The 26593-nt window shown below is 54.9% G+C and carries 22 protein-coding genes; 17 read left to right on the top strand and 5 right to left on the bottom strand.

What is annotated here, in order from left to right; genetic code table 11:
* Positions 1-90: 90 nt before the first annotated feature.
* Positions 91-1032 carry a pca operon transcription factor PcaQ gene (pcaQ, locus tag FHI25_RS12490; RefSeq protein ID WP_210518154.1) on the bottom strand — a complete coding sequence of 314 codons (942 nt, stop codon included), beginning with the start codon at positions 1030-1032 and terminating at the stop codon, positions 91-93.
* Positions 1033-1177: 145 nt separating this feature from the next.
* Between pcaQ and pcaD the strand changes: the two genes are divergently transcribed.
* The 8 genes from pcaD to pcaB all read left to right on the top strand — a co-directional run bounded on the left by pcaD (position 1178) and on the right by pcaB (position 8141).
* The gene (gene pcaD / locus FHI25_RS12485; protein ID WP_210518152.1) at positions 1178-1978 is read left to right on the top strand and encodes a 3-oxoadipate enol-lactonase; all 801 of its coding nucleotides are present in this window, start codon (positions 1178-1180) and stop codon (positions 1976-1978) included.
* Positions 1971-2375: a 4-carboxymuconolactone decarboxylase gene (pcaC, locus tag FHI25_RS12480; RefSeq protein WP_210518149.1), complete on the top strand. Its 405-nt coding sequence runs from the start codon at positions 1971-1973 to the stop codon at positions 2373-2375. The genes pcaD and pcaC overlap by 8 nt, the downstream gene beginning before the upstream one ends.
* A gap of 5 nt (positions 2376-2380) precedes the next feature.
* Positions 2381-3082 carry a protocatechuate 3,4-dioxygenase subunit beta gene (gene pcaH / locus FHI25_RS12475; RefSeq protein ID WP_008891896.1) on the top strand — a complete coding sequence of 234 codons (702 nt, stop codon included), beginning with the start codon at positions 2381-2383 and terminating at the stop codon, positions 3080-3082.
* 3 nt (positions 3083-3085) lie between these two features.
* Positions 3086-3673, top strand: a complete 588-nt coding sequence (pcaG, locus tag FHI25_RS12470; protein ID WP_210518147.1) for a protocatechuate 3,4-dioxygenase subunit alpha — start codon at positions 3086-3088, stop codon at positions 3671-3673.
* Between the two features lie 114 nt (positions 3674-3787).
* Positions 3788-4642, top strand: coding sequence for a CoA transferase subunit A (locus FHI25_RS12465; protein WP_008891894.1), 855 nt, complete (start codon positions 3788-3790; stop codon positions 4640-4642).
* A 14-nt stretch (positions 4643-4656) separates the two neighbouring features.
* On the top strand, positions 4657-5430 hold the full coding sequence (locus tag FHI25_RS12460) for a CoA-transferase subunit beta (protein WP_197147338.1): 774 nt from the start codon (positions 4657-4659) through the stop codon (positions 5428-5430).
* Between the two features lie 23 nt (positions 5431-5453).
* Positions 5454-6659, top strand: coding sequence for a 3-oxoadipyl-CoA thiolase (gene pcaF, locus FHI25_RS12455; protein ID WP_210518144.1), 1206 nt, complete (start codon positions 5454-5456; stop codon positions 6657-6659).
* Between the two features lie 144 nt (positions 6660-6803).
* Positions 6804-8141 (top strand): 3-carboxy-cis,cis-muconate cycloisomerase, encoded by a 1338-nt coding sequence (gene pcaB, locus FHI25_RS12450; RefSeq protein ID WP_210518141.1) that lies wholly within the window; start codon positions 6804-6806, stop codon positions 8139-8141.
* Between the two features lie 53 nt (positions 8142-8194).
* Here pcaB and FHI25_RS12445 read toward each other — a convergent pair whose 3' ends face one another.
* Both FHI25_RS12445 and FHI25_RS12440 read right to left on the bottom strand, forming a co-directional pair.
* Positions 8195-8677 (bottom strand): GNAT family N-acetyltransferase, encoded by a 483-nt coding sequence (locus tag FHI25_RS12445; protein ID WP_210518139.1) that lies wholly within the window; start codon positions 8675-8677, stop codon positions 8195-8197.
* Entirely contained in the window at positions 8674-9396 is a 723-nt protein-coding gene (locus FHI25_RS12440) for a TenA family protein (protein ID WP_210518137.1), read from the bottom strand. Before FHI25_RS12440 ends, FHI25_RS12445 begins: the two co-directional genes overlap by 4 nt.
* A gap of 197 nt (positions 9397-9593) precedes the next feature.
* Between FHI25_RS12440 and FHI25_RS12435 the strand changes: the two genes are divergently transcribed.
* The 3 genes from FHI25_RS12435 to FHI25_RS12425 all read left to right on the top strand — a co-directional run bounded on the left by FHI25_RS12435 (position 9594) and on the right by FHI25_RS12425 (position 11678).
* Positions 9594-9818 (top strand): DUF2892 domain-containing protein, encoded by a 225-nt coding sequence (locus FHI25_RS12435; RefSeq protein WP_120225922.1) that lies wholly within the window; start codon positions 9594-9596, stop codon positions 9816-9818.
* A 157-nt stretch (positions 9819-9975) separates the two neighbouring features.
* Complete coding sequence (locus tag FHI25_RS12430; RefSeq protein WP_210518135.1) at positions 9976-10389, top strand: TIGR01244 family sulfur transferase; 414 nt, start codon at positions 9976-9978, stop codon at positions 10387-10389.
* Between the two features lie 146 nt (positions 10390-10535).
* Positions 10536-11678 (top strand): peptidase C39 family protein, encoded by a 1143-nt coding sequence (locus FHI25_RS12425; RefSeq protein ID WP_246879055.1) that lies wholly within the window; start codon positions 10536-10538, stop codon positions 11676-11678.
* Positions 11679-11718: 40 nt separating this feature from the next.
* Here FHI25_RS12425 and FHI25_RS12420 read toward each other — a convergent pair whose 3' ends face one another.
* The gene (locus tag FHI25_RS12420; RefSeq protein ID WP_063086906.1) at positions 11719-13689 is read right to left on the bottom strand and encodes a GNAT family N-acetyltransferase; all 1971 of its coding nucleotides are present in this window, start codon (positions 13687-13689) and stop codon (positions 11719-11721) included.
* Positions 13690-14320: 631 nt separating this feature from the next.
* On the opposite strand from FHI25_RS12420, the gene FHI25_RS12415 reads away from it, so the two are divergent.
* Positions 14321-16249, top strand: a complete 1929-nt coding sequence (locus FHI25_RS12415; protein WP_210518131.1) for an autotransporter assembly complex family protein — start codon at positions 14321-14323, stop codon at positions 16247-16249.
* Entirely contained in the window at positions 16246-20682 is a 4437-nt protein-coding gene (locus FHI25_RS12410; protein ID WP_210518130.1) for a translocation/assembly module TamB domain-containing protein, read from the top strand. Before FHI25_RS12415 ends, FHI25_RS12410 begins: the two co-directional genes overlap by 4 nt.
* Before the next feature lie 18 nt (positions 20683-20700).
* Here FHI25_RS12410 and FHI25_RS12405 read toward each other — a convergent pair whose 3' ends face one another.
* Positions 20701-21585, bottom strand: coding sequence for a MurR/RpiR family transcriptional regulator (locus FHI25_RS12405; RefSeq protein WP_210518128.1), 885 nt, complete (start codon positions 21583-21585; stop codon positions 20701-20703).
* Between the two features lie 481 nt (positions 21586-22066).
* Here FHI25_RS12405 and FHI25_RS12400 point away from each other — a divergent pair, with 481 nt between their 5' ends.
* The 4 genes from FHI25_RS12400 to FHI25_RS12385 all read left to right on the top strand — a co-directional run bounded on the left by FHI25_RS12400 (position 22067) and on the right by FHI25_RS12385 (position 26575).
* Positions 22067-22588, top strand: a complete 522-nt coding sequence (locus FHI25_RS12400; protein ID WP_008891881.1) for a TRAP transporter small permease subunit — start codon at positions 22067-22069, stop codon at positions 22586-22588.
* Positions 22585-23865, top strand: a complete 1281-nt coding sequence (locus FHI25_RS12395; protein WP_210518126.1) for a TRAP transporter large permease — start codon at positions 22585-22587, stop codon at positions 23863-23865. Before FHI25_RS12400 ends, FHI25_RS12395 begins: the two co-directional genes overlap by 4 nt.
* A 97-nt stretch (positions 23866-23962) precedes the next feature.
* On the top strand, positions 23963-25018 hold the full coding sequence (locus FHI25_RS12390; RefSeq protein WP_210518124.1) for a DctP family TRAP transporter solute-binding subunit: 1056 nt from the start codon (positions 23963-23965) through the stop codon (positions 25016-25018).
* 87 nt (positions 25019-25105) lie between these two features.
* Positions 25106-26575, top strand: a complete 1470-nt coding sequence (locus tag FHI25_RS12385) for a M81 family metallopeptidase (RefSeq protein ID WP_210518122.1) — start codon at positions 25106-25108, stop codon at positions 26573-26575.
* Positions 26576-26593 lie beyond the last annotated feature (18 nt).

The following is a 26593-nucleotide window of genomic DNA, read 5'->3' as shown; positions in this document are numbered from 1 at the left end:
GCATTTCAGCCATGTCGAATTAAGGGCAATCTAATCGGTACGTGATGGTTATGTATAATGATATGTAAGCACATATCCATAACCAAATGATTATCCTTTCGCCCCTGCCTGTGCACTGTGATGACGTTGTGCTTCTTCGCGTACAGCATTGATCAGCATTTCAACCGGCGGCGAAATTGGCGAATCAATTCTGGTCGTCAACCCAACGGGACCAAAGGTATCGCTGGTATCGATCGGCAGTTCGACCAGATGCCCTTCGGCAATGTCGGATGCCACAGCCCCGTTCGAAATGATCCAGATCGCATCGGTTTCACGCGTAAAAGCACGCCCGAAAGATGTCGAAACGGTTTCGATACGGTCGGGGATCGCACCAATGCCATGCGCAATCAGCATCTTGTCGACCGTGGGGTGAATGATCGCGTGTTTCGGCGGCACCAGAACGGTGAATTCCCGAATGCGGGTAAGGTCCGGGTTCTTGTCGGCCAGCAACGGATGGCCCGGCCGCGCCACCAGCGAAATGTGCTCGGAATATAAATGTATGAACGACAATCCCGACATCTGATCCGGTTCGGCCAGTCGTCCGACCACCAGATCAAGTTCACCCACCCGTAATTGCCCCATCAACATCACATTCGGACCTGCCACGACCTTGACCGTGGTATCGGGGCTGAGTGTTTTGAAATGCCGGATGGCATTGGGCATCACACTGGCGGCAACTGTGGGCAGAACCCCAAGATTGATCGAAAGCCCGCCTTGCATGCGCACCTGACTGATGCTGTCGACACCCTGGCGAAGTGCTGTGACACTTGCCCCGGCATAACGCAGGAATACCTTGCCGAAATCTGTCAGGGTGACACCGCGCTTTGATCGGTCAAACAGCCGCGCATCAAGATGTTCTTCAAGCTCGCGAATGGTTTTGGAAACAGCGGGTTGGGTGATCGAAAGCGTATCGGCTGCCTTGACGACACTGCGTTGGCGCGCGACCTCAAGAAAGCAGGTCAGATGGCGGAATTTAATGCGTTGATCAAGCATGGGTGCCCTATACATCAACAGTTTAGAATGTTCTTATGGCTGGTTCATGCATAATTATATAGTTATGCAAATTACGCAATTCCTCATTTTACATAACCAAAACCATCTGCGAATGTGAGGGCAAACAAGCAGGGTGGAAACGATAATGAGTCTGCAAGTCGCCCCAGTCAACGGGACACACATTCATTACAGCCAGTCAGGCCCGAAAAACGGTCCGGCACTGGTCTTTGCAAATTCTCTGGGGACGGATCTTCGCATCTGGGATGATGTCGTTGATACGCTTTCATCAACGTTCAACATTGTTACCTATGACAAACGCGGGCATGGCCTGTCGGGTATTGGCGATGCGCCCTATGACGTCGCGCTGCATGCCAATGATCTGATCGGGTTGCTTGATTACCTTGGCCTTGATCAGGTGATCATTTGCGGTCTGTCTGTTGGCGGTCTGATCGCCCAGAAAGTGACCGAGCTGGTGCCAAACCGTGTGCGGGGTCTGATCCTGTGTGATACCGCCGCCAAGCTTGGCGATTATGACAGCTGGAACACCCGGATCGAGGCGATCAAGGCCGACGGGATTGCATCCATGGGCGATGCGATCATGGAACGCTGGCTGTCGCCGACCTTCCGCAAGGAACGGGTTCTCGAAACCGCGATGTATCGCGACATGCTGGTACGCACCACGATTGAGGGTTACGTCGGGACCTGTATTGCGCTGCGCGATGGTGATCTGCGCGATGCAGCAGCGAAAATTGCAGTGCCGACATTATGTATCTGTGGATCGGAAGATCTGGCAACGCCGCCCGATGTGGTGCGCGCCATGGCATCAATGATCCCCAATGCCGAATTCGAATTGATTGACGGGGTCGGGCATCTGCCATGCATCGAAACCCCGGAATTGCTGACCCGGTTGATCGACCGATTTACCAAGGAGAAGAACCTTGTCTGAGAGCCGGTATGACGTTGGCATGAAAACCCGCCGTTCCGTTCTGGGCGATGCACATGTGGATCGCGCCACCCAAAAAATTACGGAAATCGACGAAGGTTTTCAGCGCTATATCACCGAGAATGTCTGGAACGGTGTCTGGACAAGCGACGCCTTCACCAAGCGTGAACGTTCTATCGTGACCATCGCGCTGCTTGCAGGGCTTGGCCATGAAGAAGAACTTGCGATGCATATCCGGGCGACCTTGAATACCGGGGCAACGCGCGAGGATATCCGTGAAACCCTGATGCATGTTGCGGTTTATGCCGGCGTTCCTGCCGCCAATACGGCCTTCCGCATTGCCAAACAAACCTATGCCGAGATCGACGCGGCATCAGACGCGACACCCAAGGGAGAGTAAGCCTCATGTCCACCTTTAAACCGCGTGACTGGGGCTCCCACGCCCCCTATATCGCACCCGGTTACAAATCGACCCTGTTGCGTGGTCCGACCCAAGCACCACTTGCCATCAAATCGGGTTTGACCGAAGGCACCGGTCCACGCTTTGCCCCGGCAAGCGTGCGTGAACTGGATTTCGATCTGACCAAAAACGGTGTCGTCAATGGCGAGCCGCTTGGCGAACGTATTGTCGTGCATGGTCGGGTGATGGATACCGATGGTCGTCCGCAACCCAATATCCTGGTCGAAGTCTGGCAGGCGAACGCAGCAGGCCGTTACGTGCACAAGGTCGATCAGCATGATGCACCGCTGGATCCGAACTTCCGCGGGTCGGGGCGTTGCTTTACCGATGATCAGGGCAATTACAAATTCTATACCATCAAACCGGGCGCCTATCCGTGGGGCAACCACTTCAATGCGTGGCGTCCGAACCATATCCACCTGTCGTTGTTTGGTCCGGGCTTTGCCACCCGTCTTGTAACCCAGATGTATTTCCCGGGTGATCCGCTGCTAGATCTTGATCCGATTTTCCTCGGCACCGAGGACGCAGCAGCCCGTGAACGGCTGATTGCCAAATTCTCGATCGATAAGACCGAGGAAGGCTTTGCCCTTGGTTATCAGTTCGACATTGTCCTGCGTGGACGCAACGGCACCCCGATGGAGAATTAAGTCATGGCTTATGGTGAAACCCCCTCACAGACGGTTGGTCCGTATTTCGCCTATGGCTTGACTGCAGGCCAGTACGCATACGACTTTACCGACATCGCCGATCCGACCGTTGCCGGTCCGGATGCCAAGGGTGAACATATCCGCATCACCGGTACTGTCTTTGATGGCGATGGCAATCCGGTCAACGATGCGATGATCGAAATCTGGCAAGCCGATGCCGACGGCAATTACAACGAAAAGCCGATTGATGTGGCTGATACCGGTTTCCGCGGGCTTGGCCGTTGCGGTACAGGCACGGATGCCAAGCTACGCTTCTGGTTTGATACGGTAAAGCCGGGTGTTGTTGCCGACGCCGAGGCGCCGTTTGTCAATGTCATCGTCTTTATGCGTGGCATGCTGGTTCACGCCTTTACCCGTTTTTACTTCGACGACGAGGCAGATCTGAATGCCAAGGACCCTGTTTTGCAGTCTGTACCAGCGGATCGTCGCGACACCCTGATTGCCAAGCGTGTCGAAACCCCGACGGGGATTGAATACCGGATCGATATTCACATGCAGGGGAATGCTGAAACCGTGTTCTTCGACGTGTAAGTCGATCTGGCCCGATGGCTGCGTCGGCCGCTTTGGGGAAAGCCGGCGGTCGCAGCCATCGACCTCATTTCTCGCACTCGTAATTTTTTGGATTGATACCACAGGAGTTTTGCCGTGGTTGCACGTTTCATGTCGCTTAAAGAGGCGGTCGCATCCTGCGTCAAGGATGGCGACACCATCTCGATGGAAGGCTTTACCCATCTGATTCCGCACGCCGCAGGGCACGAGATTATCCGGCAGGGCATCAAGAACCTGACCTTGGTCCGCATGACGCCTGATGTGATCTATGATCAGTTGATCGGGGCTGGTTGTGCCAAGAAACTGATCTTTTCCTGGGGCGGGAACCCCGGTGTCGGCTCGTTGCACCGTCTGCGCGATGCCTATGAAAAGAGCTGGCCGACCAAGCTTGAGATCGAAGAACACAGCCACGCAGCCATGGCAAATGCCTATGACGCCGGTGCGGCTGGCCTGCCTTGCGCAGTATTTAAGGGCTATCGCGGGGCGGAATTGCCGCGCGTAAACCCGAACATCAAATTCATTGAATGCCCGTTCACCGGTGAAAGCCTGGCGGCTGTTCCGGCGATCCGCCCGGACGTCACCGTGGTACATGCCCAGAAAGCCAACAAAAAGGGCGACGTCCTGTTTGAAGGTATTGTCGGTGTGCAGAAAGAAGCCGTTCTGGCGGCCAAGAAATCCATCATCACCGTAGAAGAGATCGTTGATGATTTCGGCGATATTTCGCCCAATGCCGTGATGCTGCCGAACTGGGCGGTAACGGCGATTGTTGAGGTGCCGGGTGGGGCGCATCCGTCCTACGCCCAAGGATATTACAAGCGCGACAACGCGTTCTATAAGGCATGGGATCCGATTGCACGTGATCGCGAAACGTTCCAGGCCTGGCTCGAAGAGCATGTCATTAATGGCGGTCCCGAAGATTTCGCGGCCAAGCGTGAAGCAAATAAAGGCTAAGCGGAGGAAAAATCATGGTTGAATATACCCCGACTGAAATGATGACGGTATCCGCCGCACGCGCGCTTAAAAATGACGATGTGTGCTTTGTTGGCATCGGGATGCCGTCGGCTGCGTGTAACTTGGCACGCCTGACCCATGCGCCTGACATCACCCTGATTTATGAAAGCGGCACGATCGGTACCAAACCGGATGTTCTGCCGCTGTCGATCGGTGATGGCGAGCTGTGTGAAACCGCTGTGAACACTGTCGCCGTGCCGGAAATGTTCCGCTACTGGCTTCAGGGCGGCAAGATTTCGGTTGGTTTCCTTGGTGCAGCCCAGCTTGACAAGTATGGCAACATCAATACCACCGTGATCGGTGATTACGACAACCCCAAAGTCCGCCTGCCGGGTGGTGGTGGTGCGCCGGAAATCGCGACCAGCTGTGGTGAAGTCTTTTTGGTGATGAAGCAAAGCAAACGTGGCTTTGTCGAAAAGATCGATTTCGTGACATCGCTTGGTCACGGCAAGGGGGGCAATGATCGTGCATCTTACGGCGTTGATACCAAAGGTCCTTCGCGTCTGATCACGGATCTTTGCATCATGGAACCGCATCCGGTGGGCAAGCAATTCGTTGTGACCTCGATCCATCCGGGCGTAACCCGCGAAGAAATCATCGAAAATACCGGTTGGGATGTTGAGTTTGCCGACGAAGTCGCCGAAACTGCGATCCCGTCCGAGAAAGAATTGCAGGTTCTGCGTGAACTGCATGCTCGTACCGCCAGGGCCCACGGGGACCAGCAGTAAGAGCAATAACAAGGATCTTAGAAATGGCTGACGCATATATTTGCGATTATATCCGCACCCCGATTGGCCGCTTTGGCGGCAGCCTGTCGCAGGTGCGCGCCGATGATCTTGGCGCTGTTCCGCTTAAGGCGCTGATCGACCGCAATCCGGATCTGGATTTTGCCGCTGTTGATGATGTCATCTTTGGCTGTGCCAACCAGGCCGGCGAAGACAACCGCAACGTTGCGCGTATGTCTTCGCTTTTGGCAGGGCTTCCGGAAACAGTGACCGGAACCACGGTCAACCGACTCTGCGGTTCGGGCATGGATGCGATCATCATGGCGGCCCGCGCCATCAAATCGGGCGAAGCCGATCTGATGATTGCCGGTGGCGTTGAAAGCATGTCACGTGCGCCGTTTGTCATGCCAAAAGCAACGTCGGCATTTTCGCGCAATGCGGAAATTTATGACACCACCATCGGCTGGCGGTTCGTCAACCCGGTGATGAAGAAACAGTACGGCGTGGATTCCATGCCTGAAACCGGTGAAAACGTTGCCGAGGATTTCAACATCTCGCGCGAAGACCAGGATACCTTTGCCGCCCGGTCGCAGGACAAGGCGGTTGCCGCACAGGAAAATGGCAATCTGGCCGCGGAAATCACCCCGGTCACCATTCCGCAGCGTAAAGGGGATGCCATTGTCGTGGACAAGGATGAACATCCGCGTCCGGGCACCACGGCCGAAAAGCTTGCCAAACTGCCGACCCCGTTCCGCGAAGGCGGTTCGGTCACGGCTGGCAACGCATCGGGTGTCAATGACGGGGCCGCGGCCCTGATCATCGCATCCGAGGCAGCGGTCAAGAAATACGGCCTGACCCCGATTGCACGCGTGGTTGGTGGTGCGACTGCGGGTGTTGCACCGCGTATCATGGGCTTTGGCCCGGCACCGGCATCGAAAAAACTTCTCGCACGTCTTGGCTGGTCAACCGATCAGCTTGACGTGATCGAACTGAACGAGGCCTTTGCATCCCAGGGGCTGGCAACGCTTCGTGATCTTGGCATTGCCGATGACGATGCACGAGTAAACCCGAATGGTGGTGCGATTGCCCTTGGGCATCCACTGGGCATGTCGGGTGCGCGTATTGCCGGCACTGCAGCGCTTCAGATGAAGCGTACCGGTGGCAAGCGGGCATTGGCAACCATGTGCATTGGTGTCGGTCAGGGTATCGCGATTGCGCTTGAAGCTGTTTAAGGCTAATGGCTGATTGATCTTTGAAAAGGTGCCCCTGTGCCGGTTGACGGGCAGGGGCTTCTTTTTGCGTTATTGACCAAGATGGTTGCTGGCGCGACACTATCGACTTGATTTCACACCTGTTTGAACGGTGGATGAACCCTGATGAGCGTTTCGCCCTTTGACTCAGCCCTGCTTGGAAATCTGTTTTCCGATCCGGAGATCGCGGCCCTGTTTGATGACCGGGCACAGATTGCATCCATGCTGCTTTTTGAATCGGCCCTTGCAGCAGCGGAAGCGCGCGCAGGTGTGATCCCGCAACAAAGTGCGATCCGCATCGCCGAAGTCTGCCGGGATTTTAATCCCGACCCGGCAACGCTTGCTGGCCCGACGGCAAGTGCCGGTGTGCCAGTACCGGCACTGGTCAAGGCGCTAAAGGCGGAAATTGGCGGCGAAGACGCACGATATGTTCATTTCGGTGCCACCAGTCAGGATGTGGTTGATACGGCCCTTGTCCTGCAGTTGCGCGATGCGGTTGCGATCATTCGTCGCCGCATTCGCAAACTGGCCAAGGCGCTGTCTGTCCATGCCGACACCCATCGCACAACGGTGATGATCGGGCGGACGCGGTCCCAACAGGCTGTCCCCACCACCTTTGGTCTCAAGGCTGCCGGATGGCTCGCACCGCTTGTACGGATTGATCACCGGATTGATAGCCTGTCATCAGATTTGTTGCGGATTTCTTTCGGCGGCGCTGCGGGGACATTGGCCTCGATCGGGGTGAAGGCCGCAGATGTCGAAAGCAATCTTTCCGAAGAACTTGATCTTCCGCTTGCTGATATGCCCTGGCATGCGCAGCGTGACGTCCTTGTTGATTTTGCAAGTCAGTTAACAGCGTTAACCGGCGCGCTTGGCAAGATGGGGCAGGACTTGGTTCTGCTGGCACAGTCCGAAATTGCCGAGGTTCAACCGGGCAAGGGTGGTGGGTCATCGACCATGCCGCATAAATCCAACCCGGTGCAGGCGGAAATGCTGGTGACACTGGCACGCTTCAATGCCGGGTTGCTTGGTACCTTTGCCCAGGCGCAATTGCACGATCATGAACGAAGCGGGGCAAGCTGGCTTCTGGAATGGTTGACCTTGCCGCAGATCATTACAGCAACTGGTGCGGCACTTGCGCAAGCGGTTGATATGGTGCCGGATCTTAAAATCAATGCAGACCGGATGGCCGAAAACCTTGAACTGTCACGCGGGGCGATGCTGGCAGAGGCCGCGACATTTGCGCTGGCTGATCACCTTGGCCGCGATGTGGCGGATAAACTGGTCAAGGAGGCGATTGCCAAGTCGGCAGAAAACGCATCGAACCTGTTTGATGAATTGCCAAAACTGACCGACGCCCCGGTGGATTGGGCGCATATCCGTAACCCGGTCAATTATATCGGGCAGTCGGATGTGTTTATTGATCGTGTTTTGGGGGCCGCCAAGCGTGGCCTGCGCGACTAGAGAAAAAGGCTGCCGGATGGCAGCCTTTTTTATGTGTGATGCGGTGATTTGGTTCAGCGCGGCACGCGCAGGCGCTTTTCAACTGCGTAATTGTGGATGGGGACGCCAGCGACTTCGAAATCGCGGCGTTCCACAACGCTAAAGCCCTGTTTAAGCAGGAAGGATTTAGCAAATTCACTGGCCTCGGAATAAAGCTTGCCAATACCCTGTTTACACGCGTGCGCTTCAAGCGCGTCGTACAGCTTTGTCACAATGCCTTTGCCCGCAAAATCGGGCAGGGCATACAGAAACCCGATATGGCCATTGGCCTCGACATCGCCAAAGGCGACAACCTGATCATTGTCATCAACCGCGACAAGACTGAACCGTCCATCTGTCATGATTTCGAGAAACCGTTCCGGTGTCGGCAGCAGCTTTGCCCACACCGCAACCTGTTCGGGGTTATAGGCGTTGGGGCCGATTTCCGTAACGGAGTGGCGATAAATTTCGACCAAGGCCTTGGCATCACTGTCCATAAACGGACGAATTGTGATCATTCTTGTGGTCCCCATGCCGTATCAAAGAACTGACATTCAAGATCGGTTGCACGTTTGAAATAGGACAGGCATTCGGCGCGTTCTTCAGCTGACAGGGGCGGTCCGACCTGATCCAGTTGGGTATTCAGATAGGCAACCACACTTTCGAAATACGCCCCGATATGAAGATCAATCCATTCGGCGTACCAGAATTCATCGGGGCGATTGGCGATGGCCTTGTTGACCCGATCCGCCCAACCAAGATAGGTGCCCTCGGCAACCGCCAGAACGGCCAGCATATTGGCGTAACTGTTGCTGTCCGTGGCGTCTTTCATAAGCTGCTTGAACGCTGCTGTTGCCTGCCAGTCAGGCATGTTTTCACGCGCATCATCGGATACGCCAAGGGCGGCAAAGGATCGTTCGAAATAGGTGTTTTCTTCGCCCGTGACCAGTGCAAGGAACTGACACCCCGGAATGCGATCCTTCAGGCGTGGTGCACGCGATACGGCCGCGGCCAACAGGGCAACAAACCGATCAATAAACCGGTGATCCTGAATAAGGTAGTTTTCAAGATTGGCCTTGGGAAGCGCGGCGTCACCCCAGGCATCGGTAAAGACATGGTGGGTTACCGCACGCCATTGATCCGCACAGGATGCCTTCAGCCAATCTGAAAACACACCATTCGGATTGGTTTGACGCCATGACGGAAAATCCGGGACGGCCTTTGCGGTGTTACTCATATCTGCGCGTTTCCTGAGGAGCTTGATATCATTTGGGTTTTGAACTTTTGGCATGCTTGCAACCATTGGGCAAGCCACGAAACAGGGCATCGGCCAAAGTACCGATCCGCATGGAGGCGATTGATAAGTATCAAAGTAATCGATTGGATTATAATGTTATAAATCACTCCATCAGAGCTTTTCCCAAGGAGGAAGTTATGGCGAATGTTGGAACCCTGGACCGTGTTGTCCGTGCGATTGCCGGTGTTGTTTTGCTGGCCATTCCGTTTGTTTCGGCCGCGCCCGAAGGTGGCGGCATGGCGTACGGCGTTTACGGCTGGGTGATGATTGCTGCCGGTGTTGTCATGCTGGCGACTGCGGCACTGCGTTTCTGCCCGCTTTACATGCTGTTTGGCCTGCGGACCTGCCCGCTTTCCAAATAAGGTAATAAACGGCGTTTGAAACCGGAATATTCCGTTCGATCTGTTGTTGTTTGAACGTTATGCTGGCGTCCGTAGATCTCTGCGGTATGTTGGATAGACGTGCTGTTGATGCCCACACTTGGGCACGGCGACCAGCAACGACGAACGGAATATAAAAATGAAACGCCTGAGTGATGAACTGACTGTATCCCCGCAAATGCCGCTTGCTGCGATTGACGAAATCGCTGCGGCCGGTTTCAAAACCATCATTTGCAACCGCCCGGATGGCGAAGATCCAGGGCAACCGTCATTTTCCGAAGTTGCCGCCAAGGCCGAGGCTGCCGGTATGAAGGCGATCTTCCAGCCCGTCGCAAGTGGCAATGTGTCGGACGCGGATGCGGATGCCTTTGCAGCCAATTTGGCTGCCGTCGAAAAGCCCATCTTTGCCTATTGCCGCAGTGGTACACGTTGCACCATCCTTTGGTCGCTGGCCAATGCCGGGCAGATGCAGGTCGGCGATATCGTCAAGGCCGCGGCTGAGGCCGGATATGATATGGCGCCGCTGGCACCGCGGATTGCAGCACGCGGCTAAGCCGTTTGAATTTGCACCTTATGCGGTGCGTTGCTGTGCAAAAAACGCAGTGAGCATCGCATAAATTGCACTATTGCTTTTGTGCGTTTCATGACGATATGTCCGCGCGTGCTGTATCTGGCATGGTTTTATCAAGTGGCACCGGTATGACGTCAAACGCAGACCAACTTTCCAACATCAGATTTCGACTGGCAAAGAGCGATGATCTCGACGCCCTGTGCGAGATCGAAAACCGGTCCTTTGAAGTCGACCGACTGACCCGGCGCGCCTTCAAACGTTTCGTCGGCAGTGAAACCGCGCGTTTGACAGTGGCCGAAACCACCAAGGATGGGGGCGTTGTTGTTGGCTACGCGCTGGTGATTTTTCGCAGCAACGTCGCGCTTGCGCGCCTTTATTCGATGGCGGTGTCACCTGATCAGCGCGGGCAGGGGATTGGCCATGCCCTGATTGAACGGGCCGAAGAACTCAGCCTTGATTTCGGCACACCGATCCTGCGCCTTGAAGTCAGCCAGAAAAACAAGGATGCGATCCGGCTTTTCAAATCAGTCGGATATCGCGAATTTGCACTTTATCCGGACTATTATCCCGATCATTCCAATGCGCTACGCATGGAAAAGGTATTGGTTCCCAATGCCATGCATTTGCCATCGCCCATCCATTTCTATCACCAGACCCTGCCATTTACCTGTGGTCCGGCGGCCTTGATGATGGCGATGAATGCGCTGGATCAGGATATCGAACTGGATCGTAATCTTGAGATCGCGCTGTGGCGCGAAGCCACCACGATTTTCATGACATCCGGGCACGGCGGTTGTGGCCCGCTGGGGCTGGCGTTGGCGGCGCACAAGCGCGGCTTTGACGTCGAAGTGCTGAGCAGCCGCGATGGGCCGTTATTCGTTGATACTGTGCGCAAACCTAAAAACCGCGAAGTGGTCGAACTGGTTCATTACGACTTTGCCCGACAGGCACTTGATGCCGGTATTTCGGTTACGACCGGCCCGTTTGGCATTGCCGAGATCGAAGAACGCACCAGACAGGGCAAAATGGCTCTGGTCCTGATTAGCCAGTACCGCATTTATGGCGACAAAATCCCGCACTGGGTGGTGGTTTCGGGCTTTGATGACCGGTTTGTCTATGTCAGTGATCCCGATATTGGCGAAGACCATGAACCCTATACCGGCAGTGATTGTCTATCTGTGCCGATCCTGCGCCATGAATTTGATCTGATGGCGCGTTATGGCCGCGATAAACTGCAAGCTGCCGTCTTCATTGACAAAAAGGCCGGGTGAAAACCCGGCCTTTTGCTTTTAGGGGATGTTGCAGAGGCCCTTACGGGCGCGCAATCTTGCCCAGCAAGTGCGCAATGATCCGGCGATACAAATCCATGCCCAGAACCACATCCTCAACCCCGGCATCGATATTCGGGTTGTCATTCACCTCGATCACCATCGGGCCATAGGGCGTTTCCTTGACATCCACGCCATAAAGGCCATCGCCCATCAAACGTGCAGAGGCAAGGGCGGTCGCAACGATGTCAGCAGGGGCATCTTCGACCGCAAGGGTTTCAAACCCGCCTTCCTCATAGCTTTTGCCATCATCTTCGTGTTTGACGATCTGCCAGTGGCCCGGTGCCATGAAATAGCGGCTGGCAAAGATGGCTTCACCACCCAAAACACCAATACGCCAGTCAAAGGTGGTTTCGACATATTCCTGGATGACGAGAAGTTCGGAGTTTTTGAACATCTCGGTCGCGACTTCGTTCAGGTGGTCTGGCGACTTGACCTTGCGCACCCCGCGCGAGAAACAGCCATCGGGCACCTTCAGAACCGACGGGAAGCTGAATTGCTTTGCGATGTCGGGAATGCGGCGCTTATCGAAAATAGCACTTTTCGGTGCCGGGATACGGTGTGTGCGCAGCAATTCGGCCAGATAGACCTTGTTGGTACAACGCAGCATCGAGTCCGGATCATCAATCACCGGAATGCCTTCCTTTACCGCGCGCTTGGCAAAGCGATAGGTATGGTGATCAAGGGCCGTGGTTTCGCGGATCAAAAGGGCATCAAATTCCGAAAGATGATGAAAATCCTTGGCGGTAATCAGTTCGGCCTTTGCCCCCAGATCGGACGCGGCCTGCACGAAATTGGCAAGCGCCTCCTTGTCTGATGGTGGCAGGACTTCATCCGGGTCATGCAGGATCGCGACAAGGGCGGTCGGCGGGGTGACGTTGCCCTGCTTGCGCACGCGCCCGCGCAAATAGGCACGGAGTGCTGCCTCGAACTCGACAAGTTTGTCATCATCAAGCTGGCTGATCGACGGGGCTTCGATTTCGCGCAAAATTCTGCGGTCCTGCTTGTTCAGATGCAGACGCAGGATCGGGCAGCGGAACTGATCAAAGGCGCGTTCGCCAATCTGACGAAACTTCTTGTTGGCGGTCCGCCCGAAATAGACATCGATATGATCCGGGGCCTGATCAGGTGTCTGGCCGGATTTTTCCAGTGCCTCGATGATTTGCGGGCTGAGTTCCGCACGTGCAGTTTTCTGAAGGCGCTTCCAGTTCAGATCCAAAAGGACATCGGCCTCGGGAATGACGCGCTCTGCACGGGCGGCCGCAAGCAGGCTGCAATAATAACCACGCGAAAGATATTCATAGGACTGGCAAAGGTTGATTACACGCCGGTTGCGCACACCATGATCAAGTGCCAGATAATCACGCACCCGCATGACACGTGCGCCAGACACAGCAAAGCGTTGATCCGACAGACGGTCGACCAAAATCAGCGGCGCACCGGTGGCAACAGCCGGGCTGACAGCGCTTTCGCCATCATAAAGTGCGTGTTCAAGGCGAATGCCATCACTGCCATCCTCGTAATATCCCGGAAGATCGGCAATCCGGACATAGCCATGGCGTTCATAAAGATTGCGCGCCGTTTCGTTGGTCACACGCACTTCAAGGCGCATGCGCGTACATCCCGCATCCATCGCCAGATTTTCAAGGCCAGCCAAAAGCTGTGTGCCCAAACCCTTGCCGCGCCAGTCTTTTGCAATCGCCAGCGAGTAAATCCGTGCCGTAACCGTATTGGTGCGCAGCAACAGCAAACCATACCCGACAATTTCAGGATGATCGGCATCACCAGCGTCTGCAACAAGCAGGCGCGCGCTGGCCTGACGCAGGAACCGCGAGAAGGAGGCACGCGAAATCAGGTCGCTTTCGAAATTGCCGCTTTCAAGCGCGCAAAGACCATCAAGGTCGTCGCGCACGGCTGCACGTATGATGACAGTATTGGTCTGGGGCAAAGTCACTGTGCAGCTCTCCTACGATGAGGGTAAATATGTTGCGCTCAACTCCCGGTACGCCCAAAGATCGTTCGTCGCAAGCGCATTTATTGTTCATAGCCATGCCTTTTTTTCATGGATCATGGCACAGGTCACACTCGACCAGCAGGTCTAGGCTCAGGACCTATTAATTTGATTTGAATGGCAGAGGTTATATTTGTGAAATCCAAGGAAAAGCTCGCAGGTCGGGCTGGTATCCCGGCCAAGGGATTTGACGCAGGAGTTTGCAAATATAACCTCTGTCCTTCGGATTAACCGGATTTGCACGGGCTACTTTGTCGTAAAACCTTGCAAGATGTATATCTTCCTGCGGTTTTGCTTCGCGTATCCGCACAAATTCGGTTAACCATTCGAACCAAATTAATAGGTCCTGAGCCTAACGAAAATAAGGTGTTTTCAAGAGACTGCTGTGAAACATTTAATCATCCTGATCGTTTGCACTTATATAAACAAGAGATCAGAAACAAACAGGTTGGCGTACGTTGCACTGCGTGCGCAAAGCTTTCAAGGGCAAGATGGTTTGAATAAACGCATCCTAGACACATCTCCGATCCACAGGCGCAGGTTTGCAATCGTTCCGCTTTTACTGGCAGGGTCGATGCTTTCGGCGTGCACCTCGGACGAGGGCTTAAGTGGTGTGCTTGGCTTTGGCGACGGTGCTGACAGCGAGATTGCGCAAAATGATCTGCAACAAACCATCCCCTATGAAGTCGAAATCACCGGCATCGACCCCCAGGAAGAAAATCTGATTGCGGCGTTGGACGGGGTTAGTACGGCGCGCCGTTTGCAGTCGCGCCCGACCGCTTCGCGCGCCGGCCTGCAACGCCGTGCCGAAGACGACGTCGAACGGTTTCAGGCTGTTCTTCGATCCAAGGGATTTTATGACGGGCAGATCACGTTTGAGATTAATGAAAAGGCCGCCGCAGATACATCGAGCGCGCCAGCCCAAGACACGCCTGAAGTTGGTTCAGAGCAAGACCCGGCCGATGGCCAGTCCGGGGATGATGCATTGGCATCAACATCCGAACAGCCAACCCCACTGGTTCTGACCTATAATATCGATGTCGGAACGCCTTATCTGATTTCGGCGGTGAACCTTGTGATCACATACCCTGATCGCGTGGTGGAACGCCATGCGACGGACAAGGAACTTGAAAAAACCCGCCTTGAGATCGGGCAGCGCGCAACCGCAGAGCCGATCATTCTGGGCGAACAATACGGTGTCGATATCCTGCGCGAACAGGGTTACCCGCTTGTCGAGGCTGGCAAGCGAACCGTACTGGCCGACACCGCGCAAAAAACCATTACGATCAATTATGCCTTTGAAACCGGGCCGCAGGCCGATTTTGGCAAGATCACCGTCAATGGTGCAGAGGACGTCGATGCCGACTTCATCGCAGGATACCGCAGCTGGCGGTCGGGCGAGCAATATCATCCCGATCAGGTGCGCACCACACGCCGCGATCTGGCGCAAACCAACCTGTTTGACAGTGTGATCGTCAAGGTCGCCGGTCCGGTAAATGACAATGGCGAAATCCCGGTTGAGATCGAAGTGGTTGAACGCAAAATGCGTTCGATCGGCGGCGGGCTTGATTTCTCGACCGCCGAAGGCCCAGGGGCAAATGCGTTCTGGGAGCATCGCAATCTGTTTGGTGCTGGTGAACGCCTGCGGCTGGGGATTGATGTTTCAAGCCTTGAACAAGGTCTGTCGGCAGAATTCAAAAAGCCGCAGTTTCTTGAACGTCGTCAATCGTTTGTGGCCGAGGCCAACGCCAAAAACAACGATACCGACGCTTATAAGGGCTCAACCTTGGACAGCTTTGCCGGTATCGAACGTCCGCTTTGGGAAAACTGGACAACCACGTTTGGCGTTACCGCAGAATATTCTGACCTGACCGGATCAGACTCCCCGAATGAGGAATTCTATCTTGCTGGTTTGCGGGGCATCTTGCGCCATGACAACACCGACAATCCCCTTGATCCGAGCCGGGGAAACCGTTTTGAAATCAACGTATCGCCCTATATGGGCCTGACAGACAAGGATACCGGTTTCACCACCGTATCGGTCGTCGGGTCGCAATACCTGTCAATTGACGAGGACGGCGACTATGTCCTGGCGGCCCGTGCGCGCACCGGTACCATTATCGGCGAGGATCGCGGCAACCTGCCATCGAACAAACGCTATTATTCCGGCGGTGGCGGATCAATCCGGGGCTACGAATACCAGAAAGTCGGCCCGCTTGATGATGATAATGATCCGCTGGGCGGGCGTTCCGTACTGGAAGTCGGTGCCGAATTCCGCGCCCGTGTGACCGAAAGCTTTGGCATCGTGCCATTCATCGAAGGTGGTAACGTGTATGCCAGATCCGAACCCGAAGACATCAGTCTTCTATGGGCTGCCGGTCTTGGCTTCCGTTATTACACCGCCGTCGGGCCGCTGCGTTTTGATGTCGCAGTACCGCTTGATAAACGCGACAACGTTGATGACGATTTTCAATTCTATATCAGTCTGGGGCAGGCATTTTGACCGGGTCTGACACGTCACCACCGAATAATCCCAAACGTTCCGCATCGCGCCGTTCTTCGACAAAGTGGCTGCGCTATGGTGCCTATGGTCTGGGCGGGACTGTGCTTGGACTTGCGGGCCTGATTGCCGTTGCCGGGACCGGTCCGGTATTGCGGATGGCAACCCCGATGATCAACGAGGCCGTATCCGCCGCAACCGAAAGCGAATTTGCGCTTGGCCGGGTCGAAGGCAGTTTGTGGACTGAACTGGCCCTTGATCAGGTGACGATGGATCGCGCCACAGATGGGTTGCACCTTGATATCAATGATATCGAATTTGATTGGTCGCCGATGGCACTTTTGGGTGGTCGGTTGCAAATCAATCAGATCAGACTGGCAACGACCAATGTCATTTTGCCCGACGGCACCGCACCGGAAACGGTCGAGGAAGAGGACGAAGACAGCGGTGGCTTTGCCATGCCGCTGGCGGTTTCGCTTGACGCGCTTGAGCTTGGCGAAATTGCCATTGTTGATCAGGTTACCGGCAACAGTTTCCTCTATAGCCTGAATGGGCGGGCAAAGGTTGGCACAAACCTGTCTGCGACCGCATTTCTGGATTTGCAGCCGCGTGATGGCGGTACCGACCGGATAAAACTTGATCTGGATTTTGACGGCCCCGGACAACAGCTTGCAGCCGAGATTGATGGCGCCTTGGGGCGCGAAGGGCTTGTCATGACCCTGGCTGGCGTTGATCCGGCCAGCGCAACCGATATCAAGATTGCGCTTAATGGCGATGGTCCGGCCAATGACTGGAAAGGCAAGATTGATCTGTCGGCGGCGGGGTATGCATCGCTTGCAAGTGACATTGGCGTTCAACTGTCTTCGGATGTTGTGGCATTTACCCTCGACGGTGCGCTGTCACCGCAGGAACGCATAACCGAACAATTGCCTGCAAGCATGGATAAAGAAGTCGCACTGGGCATTGGCGGGGCATTTGATCAATCAGAACAAATCCTTTCGTTTGATCGCATTTCGATTGCGATGGCAGATGTGCTGGCGCTATCTGGCACAACGGAACTTGACCTTGAAGACAGCCTGATTGCGGCTGATTTGACGGCCGATATTGATCCTGCAATGTCGGCACTGCTTGACGATGCAGTTTCATGGGCGGAACTTGGGCTTTCCGTTCAGGCCAATGGCAATCTTTCGATGCCCGGTGTAGCGCTGCGGGTAAATGGTCGTGATGTGAAAACGCCAGTGTCGCGTATCGGCGACATCGCCTTGCAGGCCGATATGGCAGCCCCCGATGACGCGGATGAGCCACTTGACGCAACCGTCGCATTTTCCGCAACCGGCACGGATTGGGATGATCCGGATATCGGGGCGTTTCTGGGGGCGGCGCAGGACTTGTCGTTTAATGCGCGGATGTCGCCGGACTTTGCCGATATTTCGATCCGTAATCTGGCATTGAACACGCCTGATATGGCCCTGCGCGGGCAGGCGGACGTTAATCAGGATCTGGTCGTCACAACGTCGAACATTGTGGCCGATATCCGTGATCTTGCGATTTTTGCGCCGATTTCGGGGCTTGATCTGCGCGGGCAGGGGCAGGTTGCATTGCCCGGCCTGACCTGGTCGGAGGCCAGTGGTCTGGAAACCGGGATCGAGGTTTCAGCCAGTCAGGCCGGTTTCGGGATTGCCGATCTTGATCGTATCGTCGGCTCCGAGCCGCGTATCACAGGCGATGTGACACTTGCCCCTGATCTTGATCTCAGCGTTGATGTCAGCGCACTTGATACCGCAATGATTGACGGTCCGCTGATGCTTCGCATTACAGAGGCATTCGAGAAGCTGTCGCTTGAAAGCACACTTGATATTGCATCTGGTGCCGTGCCGCCCGATCTGGGCATCGAAATGGCCCCGGCAAAGCTGACAGCCGATCTTGAAGGTGACCTGACTGCCCCCACGGGGACGTTTGAGTTGAGTGTTCCAAGCCTTGCTGTTTCGGGTCAGGAATTCTCCGATATCGTGCTGACAAGCCGCATGACTTGGTCAGAACAGGCTGTTTTGTCGCTTGCCAATAATAGCAACTTCACCTTTGCCAACCGACCATACGAAGTGGCTGCAAATCTTGTCCTGCCCGAAGATGCGCTCCGTGTTGAGCAGATATCGCTTAAAGGCGAGCATGTCGCGTTAAGTGGCGATATTGCCTTGCCCGATTACAGCATTCCAATGCGGGGTGATGTGGCGCTGTCAAATCTCGATGCTGAATTTCTCGATCAGTTTGGCGTGAGCTTGGTGAACGGTACCGTGACGGCCGATATTGCCCTTCGTCCGGATGGACAACGTCAAAGCATTACGGCAAATGCATCGGCCAAGGGCCTGCGGATGGCAAGCACAGATGGCACCAATCCGACGATGATCGAGGATGTCGAACTGACTGCGACGATCAGCAATGCGTTTGACGTGCCGGAAATTTCAGCGGAGCTGGATGGCCGTGACATTATTGCCGGATCAATTGCCGTTGGCGAGCTTGCCCTTGACGTTGACGGTGGCATGGATGCCCTTGCCATCACGCTGACAAGTTCAGGTCTTTATCAGGGCAATGTTCCGATTTCGACCGACTTGGCTGCTGATCTGTCGCTTGGCAATGATATCGCTGTGACGGCCAATCGGCTTGAAGCGATCATTGGCGATCAGACGATTGAACTTCGCAAACCACTGGAACTGGTTTTGCGTGAAAACGGGCGGCAGCAACTCGACGCCGACCTGACCGTTGGCACCGGCCATCTTGTCGCAAGCCTTGATCAGAAAGCTGGGCAAAAATCCATTTCGGGTGAGCTGCACCTTAATGATTTTGATCTTGGTCCATGGGGGCGTATTTCCGGTTTTGACGGGCTGAGCGGGACCGCAAATCTTGATGCGTCCTTGCGAGAAACACGCGGGAATTTGCCAAGCGCGCAGGTCAATGGCCGCATTTCCGCCATCACGTCAAAGGCAGTCGCGGGGCTGAAGCCCTTTGAAATGCGGCTTGATATCACGCTTGAGGACGGAAAACTTGCCGGGCAGGCGTCGCTTGGCAATGGCGATGTCGAAGCACTGACAGCCGAAGGCAATGTTCCGCTTGCCATTTCCGTGCTTGAACAGGAATTCAGTCCGGATCTTGCCGCGCCGGTTTCCGCCCGCGTGCGCGTGAATGGTCAAATTGCCGAATTCTGGCCTTATGTCCCGGCACCCGATCATCAGATGTCGGGCAAGATCAAACTTGCGCTTGATGTGACTGGGACGCTTGATGATATCCGTTGGAACGGGGACGTTGCGCTTGCCAATGGACGATATGAAAACCTCGAATATGGCACCATCCTTGATCAGATGACGCTTGAGGGCACCTTTGATCAGGCGGGTCTTTCCATTCCGTCCATTACGGCCACGGATGGCGGCAAAGGCACTGTTGATGCATCGGTTGATCTTGATCTGCTTGACGGCGGGGAGATGCGCTATGACGTTTCGGCTGATCTGCGCAATGTTGCCGTATCACGTAAGGATGAACTGCAATTCTGGGCGGATGTAAAAGCCAGCGTGACAGGATCCCAGTCGGAGGCCGATATCCAAAGCACGGTGTCGGTCCAGCGCGGGGAGGTCGATCTGACCCTGGCCTTGCCGGAATCGGTTCCGACCATCGAGATTGAAAACCTGCCGGACGCTTCGCAGGCCGAAAAGACCAAGGATACAGAGGAAGCGGATGACGCCTTTACCGGTAATCTTGATGTGACCGTTGATATCCCGGGACGTCTGTTTGTGCGTGGCAAGGGACTTGATTCCGAGTGGGGCGGTCGACTTGAGATTTCCGGCACCACCGATGATCCACGTATCACCGGGCAGTTATCGGCCCTGCGCGGGCAGCTTGATGTCATCGGCAAAACATTTGTGATCCGGGATTCTCAGATTACCTTTGCAGGTGCGTCGCCCCCCGATCCGATGCTTGATATCGAAGGGGTTTATACCACCGAGGATCTGGTCGTGACCGCAGGATTCCAGGGGCCGTCAAGCGACCCGGAACTGGTGTTGTCGTCAAATCCGTCGCTGCCGGAAGACGAAATCCTGTCTCAGGTCCTGTTTGGCAAATCCCAAGGCAGCCTTTCGGCAGTCGAGGCCGTGCAACTGGCAAGTGCCCTGAACGAACTTTCTGGCGGTGGTGGCGGCCTTGATGTGGTTGGCAGCATCCGGCGCTTTATCGGTGCAGATGTCCTGCGCGTCGGTGGCGGCGAAGACGGGCCGGAGGTCAAGGTTGGCAAATACCTGACAGAGGGGGTTTATGTCGGCACCAAGGCCGGTTCAACGCCGGGATCAAGCGGCGTCGAAGTCGAAATCGAAGTCACACCAAATATCAGTGTGACCAGCGAAAGCACCGAAATCGATAGCAAGGCTGGCGTTCAATTCAGACTTGATTACTAAGGCAGCACAAACCTTAGCTTAGTCGCCAATGGGTTGGTGCCCGGTTGGGGGATTAACCGTCAAAAGCGACGAGCGAATACGTCGCAGCTTTTCCTTGGCCTGATCGGGCATGCGTCTTGCCACGGCCGTCGCGATTACGTCGATTGTTGCCAGAAACGCGTGGCGTGTGGCGGTTGGTTTATAGATGTCGGGGTTTTCCGGCATATTGATTGCGATGACGAGATCACTTTCAGCGGCAAGCGGACTGTCAGGATTGGTCAATGAGATGACCTTGGCGCCATATTGACGCGCAATGGCAGCGGAATGGATGATTTCCGTCGGGCGACCACTGGTGGAGATCGCAAATATCACGTCGTCTGCGCCAAAGGTCGAGGCCAGCATACGCTGCAAATAACCATCACTTTGCGATTGCGCCGGAATGCCCAGCCGGAAGAAGCGGTTTGCGGCATCAAACGCCACAGTGGTCGATCCACCGCCAACTCCGAAAAACGCAACCTGGCGTGCCTTGACCAGAATGTCGGCAGCCTGGTCAATTTGATCAGACGATAACTGATCGCGAAGCAGGCGCAGGTTATCGATGATCACACCCAGAACATGGTTTGACAGCACATCTGCGGCGGTTGTGTCGTCTGAAATGTCTTCGGATGTCAGATACTGAATGCTGACAGCAAGGTTTTGCGCCAAGCGGATTTTGAAGTCGCGAAATCCGTCGCACCCCAATGTGCGGCAAAACCGAATGACGGTGGGTTCGCTGACCCCGACATTTTTCGCCAGATCGGAAAGGGCAATGGTTGTGACATCTTCCAGATGTGCGCTGACATAGTCCGCGACCAGTTGTTCGCGGTTCGGGAATTTGCCGGACTGGCTGCGCAGCAGGCTGATGATGTCGGCGGTTTGTTGCATGGAATCGACCTGATCCGTCTATCTGGTTTGGTGTGTCAAAACCGACACCTTATTGGGAACTAACATTATTTCCGTTTGCAGGCGATAGCCACAATTTCAATTTAAGCGTCATGTAAGTGCCCTGCATGCGTGTTTTCTCACATCAAATATCATCGTTTTGCCCGACATTAACCCGGTCGAAATCGACCATGTAGTTATTCAATGCACGAGACGGCGAAGTTGCTGTTTCGGGCTTTGGGTTGTTGGGATTCTGGGCGTCTTAATCCTTGATCCAATTGGCGAATTTCCTGCTTGAAAGTCTGGTCGAAACAGGGTCGCTGCGAAATCTCACAATGTAGTTAAGCTACTTATAACAGTTTAAAAGTCAATTTAGGAGCAAAAATATGAAACTTCGGAGATAAATAATGTAGACAAACTACAAAATGTACCTCAGTATGTAGAAAAATTACATAACATTTGATCAGTGGAGAGTTTGGCGGAGATGGCTTTACGCCGTATTGAAACCACAGCTGCAACCGCAAGCCGGTGCCTTAATTGGGTGGTTGAACGCATCATAGCGGTTCTGATGCTTGTTCTTGTTCTGGACGTCTGGCTGGGTGTCGTTGACCGATACTTATTTCATTGGCAACTGCCATGGCCCGAAGAACTGGCGCGCTACCTGATGATCTGGGCGGCACTTCTGGCGATCTCGGCCGGGATTGCGCGGCGCGAACATATCGGGATTGGCATGTTTGTTCTCAGCCTGCCGATGCCGATCCAGCGCACAATCCTGTTTCTGGTGGATCTGATTGCGCTCGCAGCCTTCCTTTACCTTGCCATTTATGGATTTGATTTCGCCCAAGGCGGCATGCGCCGTCAGGCAATGATTTTCGGCATGTCACTGGCACTGCCTTATGCGGCTGTGCCTGTTTCGGCATTGCTTGCCGCCATTCAGCTCCTCCTCGTTGCCTTGCGTGATCAGGGCCGTTTTGTCCCGGTTGATCTTGCGGAGGGCGCAGAATGATCGTCGCCATTATCTTTGTCGTTCTGATGGTTCTGGGCATGCCGATTGGCTTTGCCCTGGGTGTGGCAGGCGTTGTTGGCCTGTTTGACATGGGCGGGGGGATGTTTTTGTCCCAGGGTCCAAGCAAGGTCTTTAACGGGCTGAATGTCTTCCCGTTCCTTGCCATGCCGTTCTTTATTTTGGCTGGCGAAATCATGAACCATATCGGCATTACCAGCCGGTTGGTGAAATTCGCCCAGGCACTCGTCGGGCATATGCGCGGCGGGCTGGCTCATACCAATATGCTGGCATCAGTGTTCTTCGCCGGTCTTACCGGGGCTGCAACTGCCGATGCCGCGGCCTTTGGCAAGACGCTGGTACCTGCCATGGTCGAACGCGGATATCGCCGTGATTATGCCTGTGCGGTGACTGCCGCCGGGTCGATCATCGGCCCGACCATTCCGCCATCTGGTTTGATGGTTGTTTATGGATCGCTGATGGGCGTTTCGATCGGTGGCCTTTTTGCCGCCGGTATCCTGCCGGGACTTATGATCTGCCTGATCTGCATGACGGTGATTGCCGTTACAGCACGGTCCAAGAACCTGCCGAAAAATGAACGCCGCGCGTCGCTTCTGGAAGTCTGGAAGATTTTCAAATCTTCGATAACCGCACTGATCATGCCACTGATCATTCTGGGCGGTATCCTTGGCGGGATCGTCACCCCGACAGAAGCCGCTTCGGTTGCCGTGGCCTATGCCCTGTTCATTGGTGTGTTCGTTTACCGCGCGCTCAGTTTTGCTGATTTCTTCAAGATGCTGGTGCGCACGGCACGTGTGACCGGCGTGATCTTTGTCATCATTGCCTTTGCGTCGATCCTTGGCTGGTGGCTGAGCTTCAACCGCATCCCGCAAGAAGTCGCGACCATGGTTCTGGGCGTTTCGGAAAATCCATATATCGTGATCTTCATGATCGTCGGTCTGCTTTTGATGATCGGCATGGTGATGGATATCAACGCCATCCTGATCATTCTGGCCCCGGTTCTGGTGCCGCTGACCGTTCAGATCGGCATGGACCCGATCCATGCCGGGATCATCTTTATCCTGGCACTCAACATCTCGCTGATGACGCCGCCTGTCGGGGCCTGTCTGTTTGTCCTGTCATCCGTCACTGGTGAAAAGCTTGAAAAGATTGCCGCACAACTTTGGCCATTCCTTTTGGCCGAGCTTGGCGTGCTGTTCCTGTTTGCCTTCTGGTCGGACCTTGCCCTCGTGATACCGCGATTGCTGGGCTTCCGGTAGGTCATCGGGATGAATATAGCCCCGGTCAGGTCCGGGCCGGGGCGCACATCACAATAATGCCGGACACATAAAGTCGTTAAATCAAGGAGAGGTAGAAATGAAAACCGTAAAGCGTTTGGGCGCAGCCGCCCTTGCAACCGCGATGCTGATGGGCAGCACCTCGATGGCATTCGCCGAGCCGAAGGTTCTTAAATTCGCGCACGACAACAAGACCGACCCGTTCGAAAACCCGGCACATGCCTGCACGGCTGTTTTCGCCAACATCGTCGAAGCTGACACCAACGGTGAAATCGAAGTCGAAATTTATCCGTCCAACCAGCTTGGTTCGGCTGCCGAACATGTTCAGATGGTCCGTGATGGCCTGATCCAGGGTACGCTGACCTCGACCGGTGCGCTGGCATCTTACTATCCGCGCATTGACGTTCTGAACCTTGCCTTTGCATTTGATAGCAACGCATCGACCTATGACGTGTTTGATGGTCCGTTTGGCGAGACGCTTGCAAGCGACATTGAAGGCGAACTGGGTGATGTGAAGGTTCTTGGCTTCCCGGATACCGGCGGGTTCTTTGCCGTGACCAACTCGCAGCATTCGATTGCAACGCTTGAAGATTTCAAGGGTATCCGCATTCGTACCATGTCGCTGCCGTCCCATCAGAAAATCATGCAGGCCCTTGGTGCCGAAGCATATCCGATGGCCTGGGGCGAAGTTTATGCCGGTCTTCAGACCGGTGTGATCGATGGTCAGATGAACCCGGTTCCGACTGTTACCTTTGCCAAGTTCAACGAAGTTCAGGGCTACCTGACCCTGACCAACCACCTGTTCTCGCCCTACACCATGATGCTGTCGAAGGCATTCTGGGATGACCTGACCGCCGATCAGCAGAAAATCATCCGTTACGCTGCACAGTCTTGCGTTGTTGCAAGCCGTGGCGTGTCGCGTGTGATCGAGGCATCTGATCGTGGTCTTGCCGGTCTTAAGGACAAAATGGAAATCACCGCGCTGTCGGCTGAAGACCGTGAAAAGTTCAAAGAGGCAACCCAGCCGGTCGTGGTCAAACACGTTCAGGAAAGCCTTGGCGATGAAGGTGTCAAACTTCTGAACCTGTTCAAGGAAGAAGTCGAGAAGGCCAACGCCAACCGCTACATGGAATAAGCCATTCCAATAGCCGAAGGGGCGGGGTTCTCGCCCCTTCGGAATTCATTAGCTGATATCAAAAGACCAATAACAAAGGCACGGGCCATGCGGATTTTTTGCGCCTCGATTGCAACCGAGACCAATACTTTTTCACCTTTGCGCACTGATTTTTCCGATTTTCAGGAAAGCTTTTATGCCCCGCCGGGCCAGCATCCGGTCACCCCGACACTGTGCAGTGCTGTCTTTACCGAAGGCCGCCTGCGTGCCGCCAAGGAAGGCTGGGATCTGATCGAAGGCACCGCGACATGGGCGGAACCGGGCGGGTTGGTGAATCGCCAGACCTATGAGCAGCTTCGTGACGAGGTGCTTGGCCAATTGCGTGCGGCCATGCCGGTTGATGGCGTGATCCTTGGTCTTCATGGCGCAATGGTGGCCCAGGATTACCTTGATTGCGAAGGTGATCTGATTGCACGCATTCGTGCACTGGTCGGCCCTGATGTTGTGATCGGCACAAGCTTTGATCCGCACAGCCATTTGACCGCGAAACGCATTGATAACGCTGACATTATTGTTGCGTTCAAGGAATTCCCCCATACCGATTTTGTCGAAACCGGGCGGGCTGTGGTTGATCTTGTATTGCGCACATTGCGCGGCGAAATCAAACCGACCAAGGAAGTTTTTGACTGCCATATGATCGAGGTGTTGCCGACCTCGCGCGAACCGATGCGGTCATTCATTGACCGGGCAAAGGCAATGGAAGGAACTGGCAATATTCTGTCGGTATCGTTCATTCACGGATTTATGGCCGGTGACGTGCCCGATCTTGGGGCCAAGGTAATTGTCACCACCAACGATAACCCTGCGGAAGCCAAGCAGATTGCACACGACCTGGGGGTTGAGTTGTTTGGTTTCCGTGGGGCCACCCGGCCTGCTTTTGCCAAACCCGAAGATGCCCTTGATCAGGCGCTGGCATCCGATGCCAAACCGATTGTCCTGACCGATGTCTGGGACAATCCGGGCGGTGGTGTTCCGGGCGATAGCACCATTTTGCTGCGCGCCGTGATCGATCGCGGGCTTAACGATTATGCCTTTGGCACCCTGTGGGATCCGATGGCGGTACGGACCTGTTTTTCCGCGGGCGAGGGGGCGGTTTTACCGCTGCGGTTTGGCGGGAAAACCGGTGCCCATGCGGGTGCACCGATTGACGCCGAGGTCCGGGTCAAAACCTTGAAACGCGATGCCTGGCAGTATTTCGGTGAAAGCATCGTTCCACTTGGCGATTGCGCCGTGATCATCCTGCCCGACGGGGGGGAGGTGATCCTCAATACCAACCGGTCGCAAAGCTTTAATCCCAGCCTGTTTTCCAACATAGGTATTGATCCGGTTTCGAAGAAATACCTGTTCATCAAATCGACCAACCATTTTTATGACTCGTTTGCCAAGATCGCGGGCGAGATCATTTATGTCGATGTACACGGACCATATCCGTCCGACCCGAAAACGAACGGATATCGCCATTTGACCCGCGCCCTGTGGCCGATTGTCGAAGATCCGTTTGAAAAAAAGGCCGGTTAGAAAGTTTACCTTGTGCCA

The organism is Thalassospira sp. ER-Se-21-Dark, from assembly GCF_017922435.1.
Taxonomy (GTDB): Bacteria; Pseudomonadota; Alphaproteobacteria; order Rhodospirillales; family Thalassospiraceae; genus Thalassospira.
The sequence above is the reverse complement of the archived record's forward strand: the minus strand, read 5'-3'. Positions and strand labels throughout refer to the sequence as shown.

What these genes read in the sequence shown, in the direction of transcription:
- pcaQ (WP_210518154.1), bottom strand. Translation starts at nt 1,032, where the DNA reads ATGCTTGATCAACGCATTAAATTCCGCCATCTGACCTGCTTTCTTGAG.
- pcaD (WP_210518152.1), top strand. Translation starts at nt 1,178, where the DNA reads ATGAGTCTGCAAGTCGCCCCAGTCAACGGGACACACATTCATTACAGC.
- pcaH (WP_008891896.1), top strand. Translation starts at nt 2,381, where the DNA reads ATGTCCACCTTTAAACCGCGTGACTGGGGCTCCCACGCCCCCTATATC.
- pcaG (WP_210518147.1), top strand. Translation starts at nt 3,086, where the DNA reads ATGGCTTATGGTGAAACCCCCTCACAGACGGTTGGTCCGTATTTCGCC.
- FHI25_RS12460 (WP_197147338.1), top strand. Translation starts at nt 4,657, where the DNA reads ATGGTTGAATATACCCCGACTGAAATGATGACGGTATCCGCCGCACGC.
- pcaF (WP_210518144.1), top strand. Translation starts at nt 5,454, where the DNA reads ATGGCTGACGCATATATTTGCGATTATATCCGCACCCCGATTGGCCGC.
- pcaB (WP_210518141.1), top strand. Translation starts at nt 6,804, where the DNA reads ATGAGCGTTTCGCCCTTTGACTCAGCCCTGCTTGGAAATCTGTTTTCC.
- FHI25_RS12445 (WP_210518139.1), bottom strand. Translation starts at nt 8,677, where the DNA reads ATGATCACAATTCGTCCGTTTATGGACAGTGATGCCAAGGCCTTGGTC.
- FHI25_RS12440 (WP_210518137.1), bottom strand. Translation starts at nt 9,396, where the DNA reads ATGAGTAACACCGCAAAGGCCGTCCCGGATTTTCCGTCATGGCGTCAA.
- FHI25_RS12435 (WP_120225922.1), top strand. Translation starts at nt 9,594, where the DNA reads ATGGCGAATGTTGGAACCCTGGACCGTGTTGTCCGTGCGATTGCCGGT.
- FHI25_RS12430 (WP_210518135.1), top strand. Translation starts at nt 9,976, where the DNA reads ATGAAACGCCTGAGTGATGAACTGACTGTATCCCCGCAAATGCCGCTT.
- FHI25_RS12425 (WP_246879055.1), top strand. Translation starts at nt 10,536, where the DNA reads ATGACGTCAAACGCAGACCAACTTTCCAACATCAGATTTCGACTGGCA.
- FHI25_RS12415 (WP_210518131.1), top strand. Translation starts at nt 14,321, where the DNA reads ATGCTTTCGGCGTGCACCTCGGACGAGGGCTTAAGTGGTGTGCTTGGC.
- FHI25_RS12405 (WP_210518128.1), bottom strand. Translation starts at nt 21,585, where the DNA reads ATGCAACAAACCGCCGACATCATCAGCCTGCTGCGCAGCCAGTCCGGC.
- FHI25_RS12400 (WP_008891881.1), top strand. Translation starts at nt 22,067, where the DNA reads ATGGCTTTACGCCGTATTGAAACCACAGCTGCAACCGCAAGCCGGTGC.
- FHI25_RS12395 (WP_210518126.1), top strand. Translation starts at nt 22,585, where the DNA reads ATGATCGTCGCCATTATCTTTGTCGTTCTGATGGTTCTGGGCATGCCG.
- FHI25_RS12390 (WP_210518124.1), top strand. Translation starts at nt 23,963, where the DNA reads ATGAAAACCGTAAAGCGTTTGGGCGCAGCCGCCCTTGCAACCGCGATG.
- FHI25_RS12385 (WP_210518122.1), top strand. Translation starts at nt 25,106, where the DNA reads ATGCGGATTTTTTGCGCCTCGATTGCAACCGAGACCAATACTTTTTCA.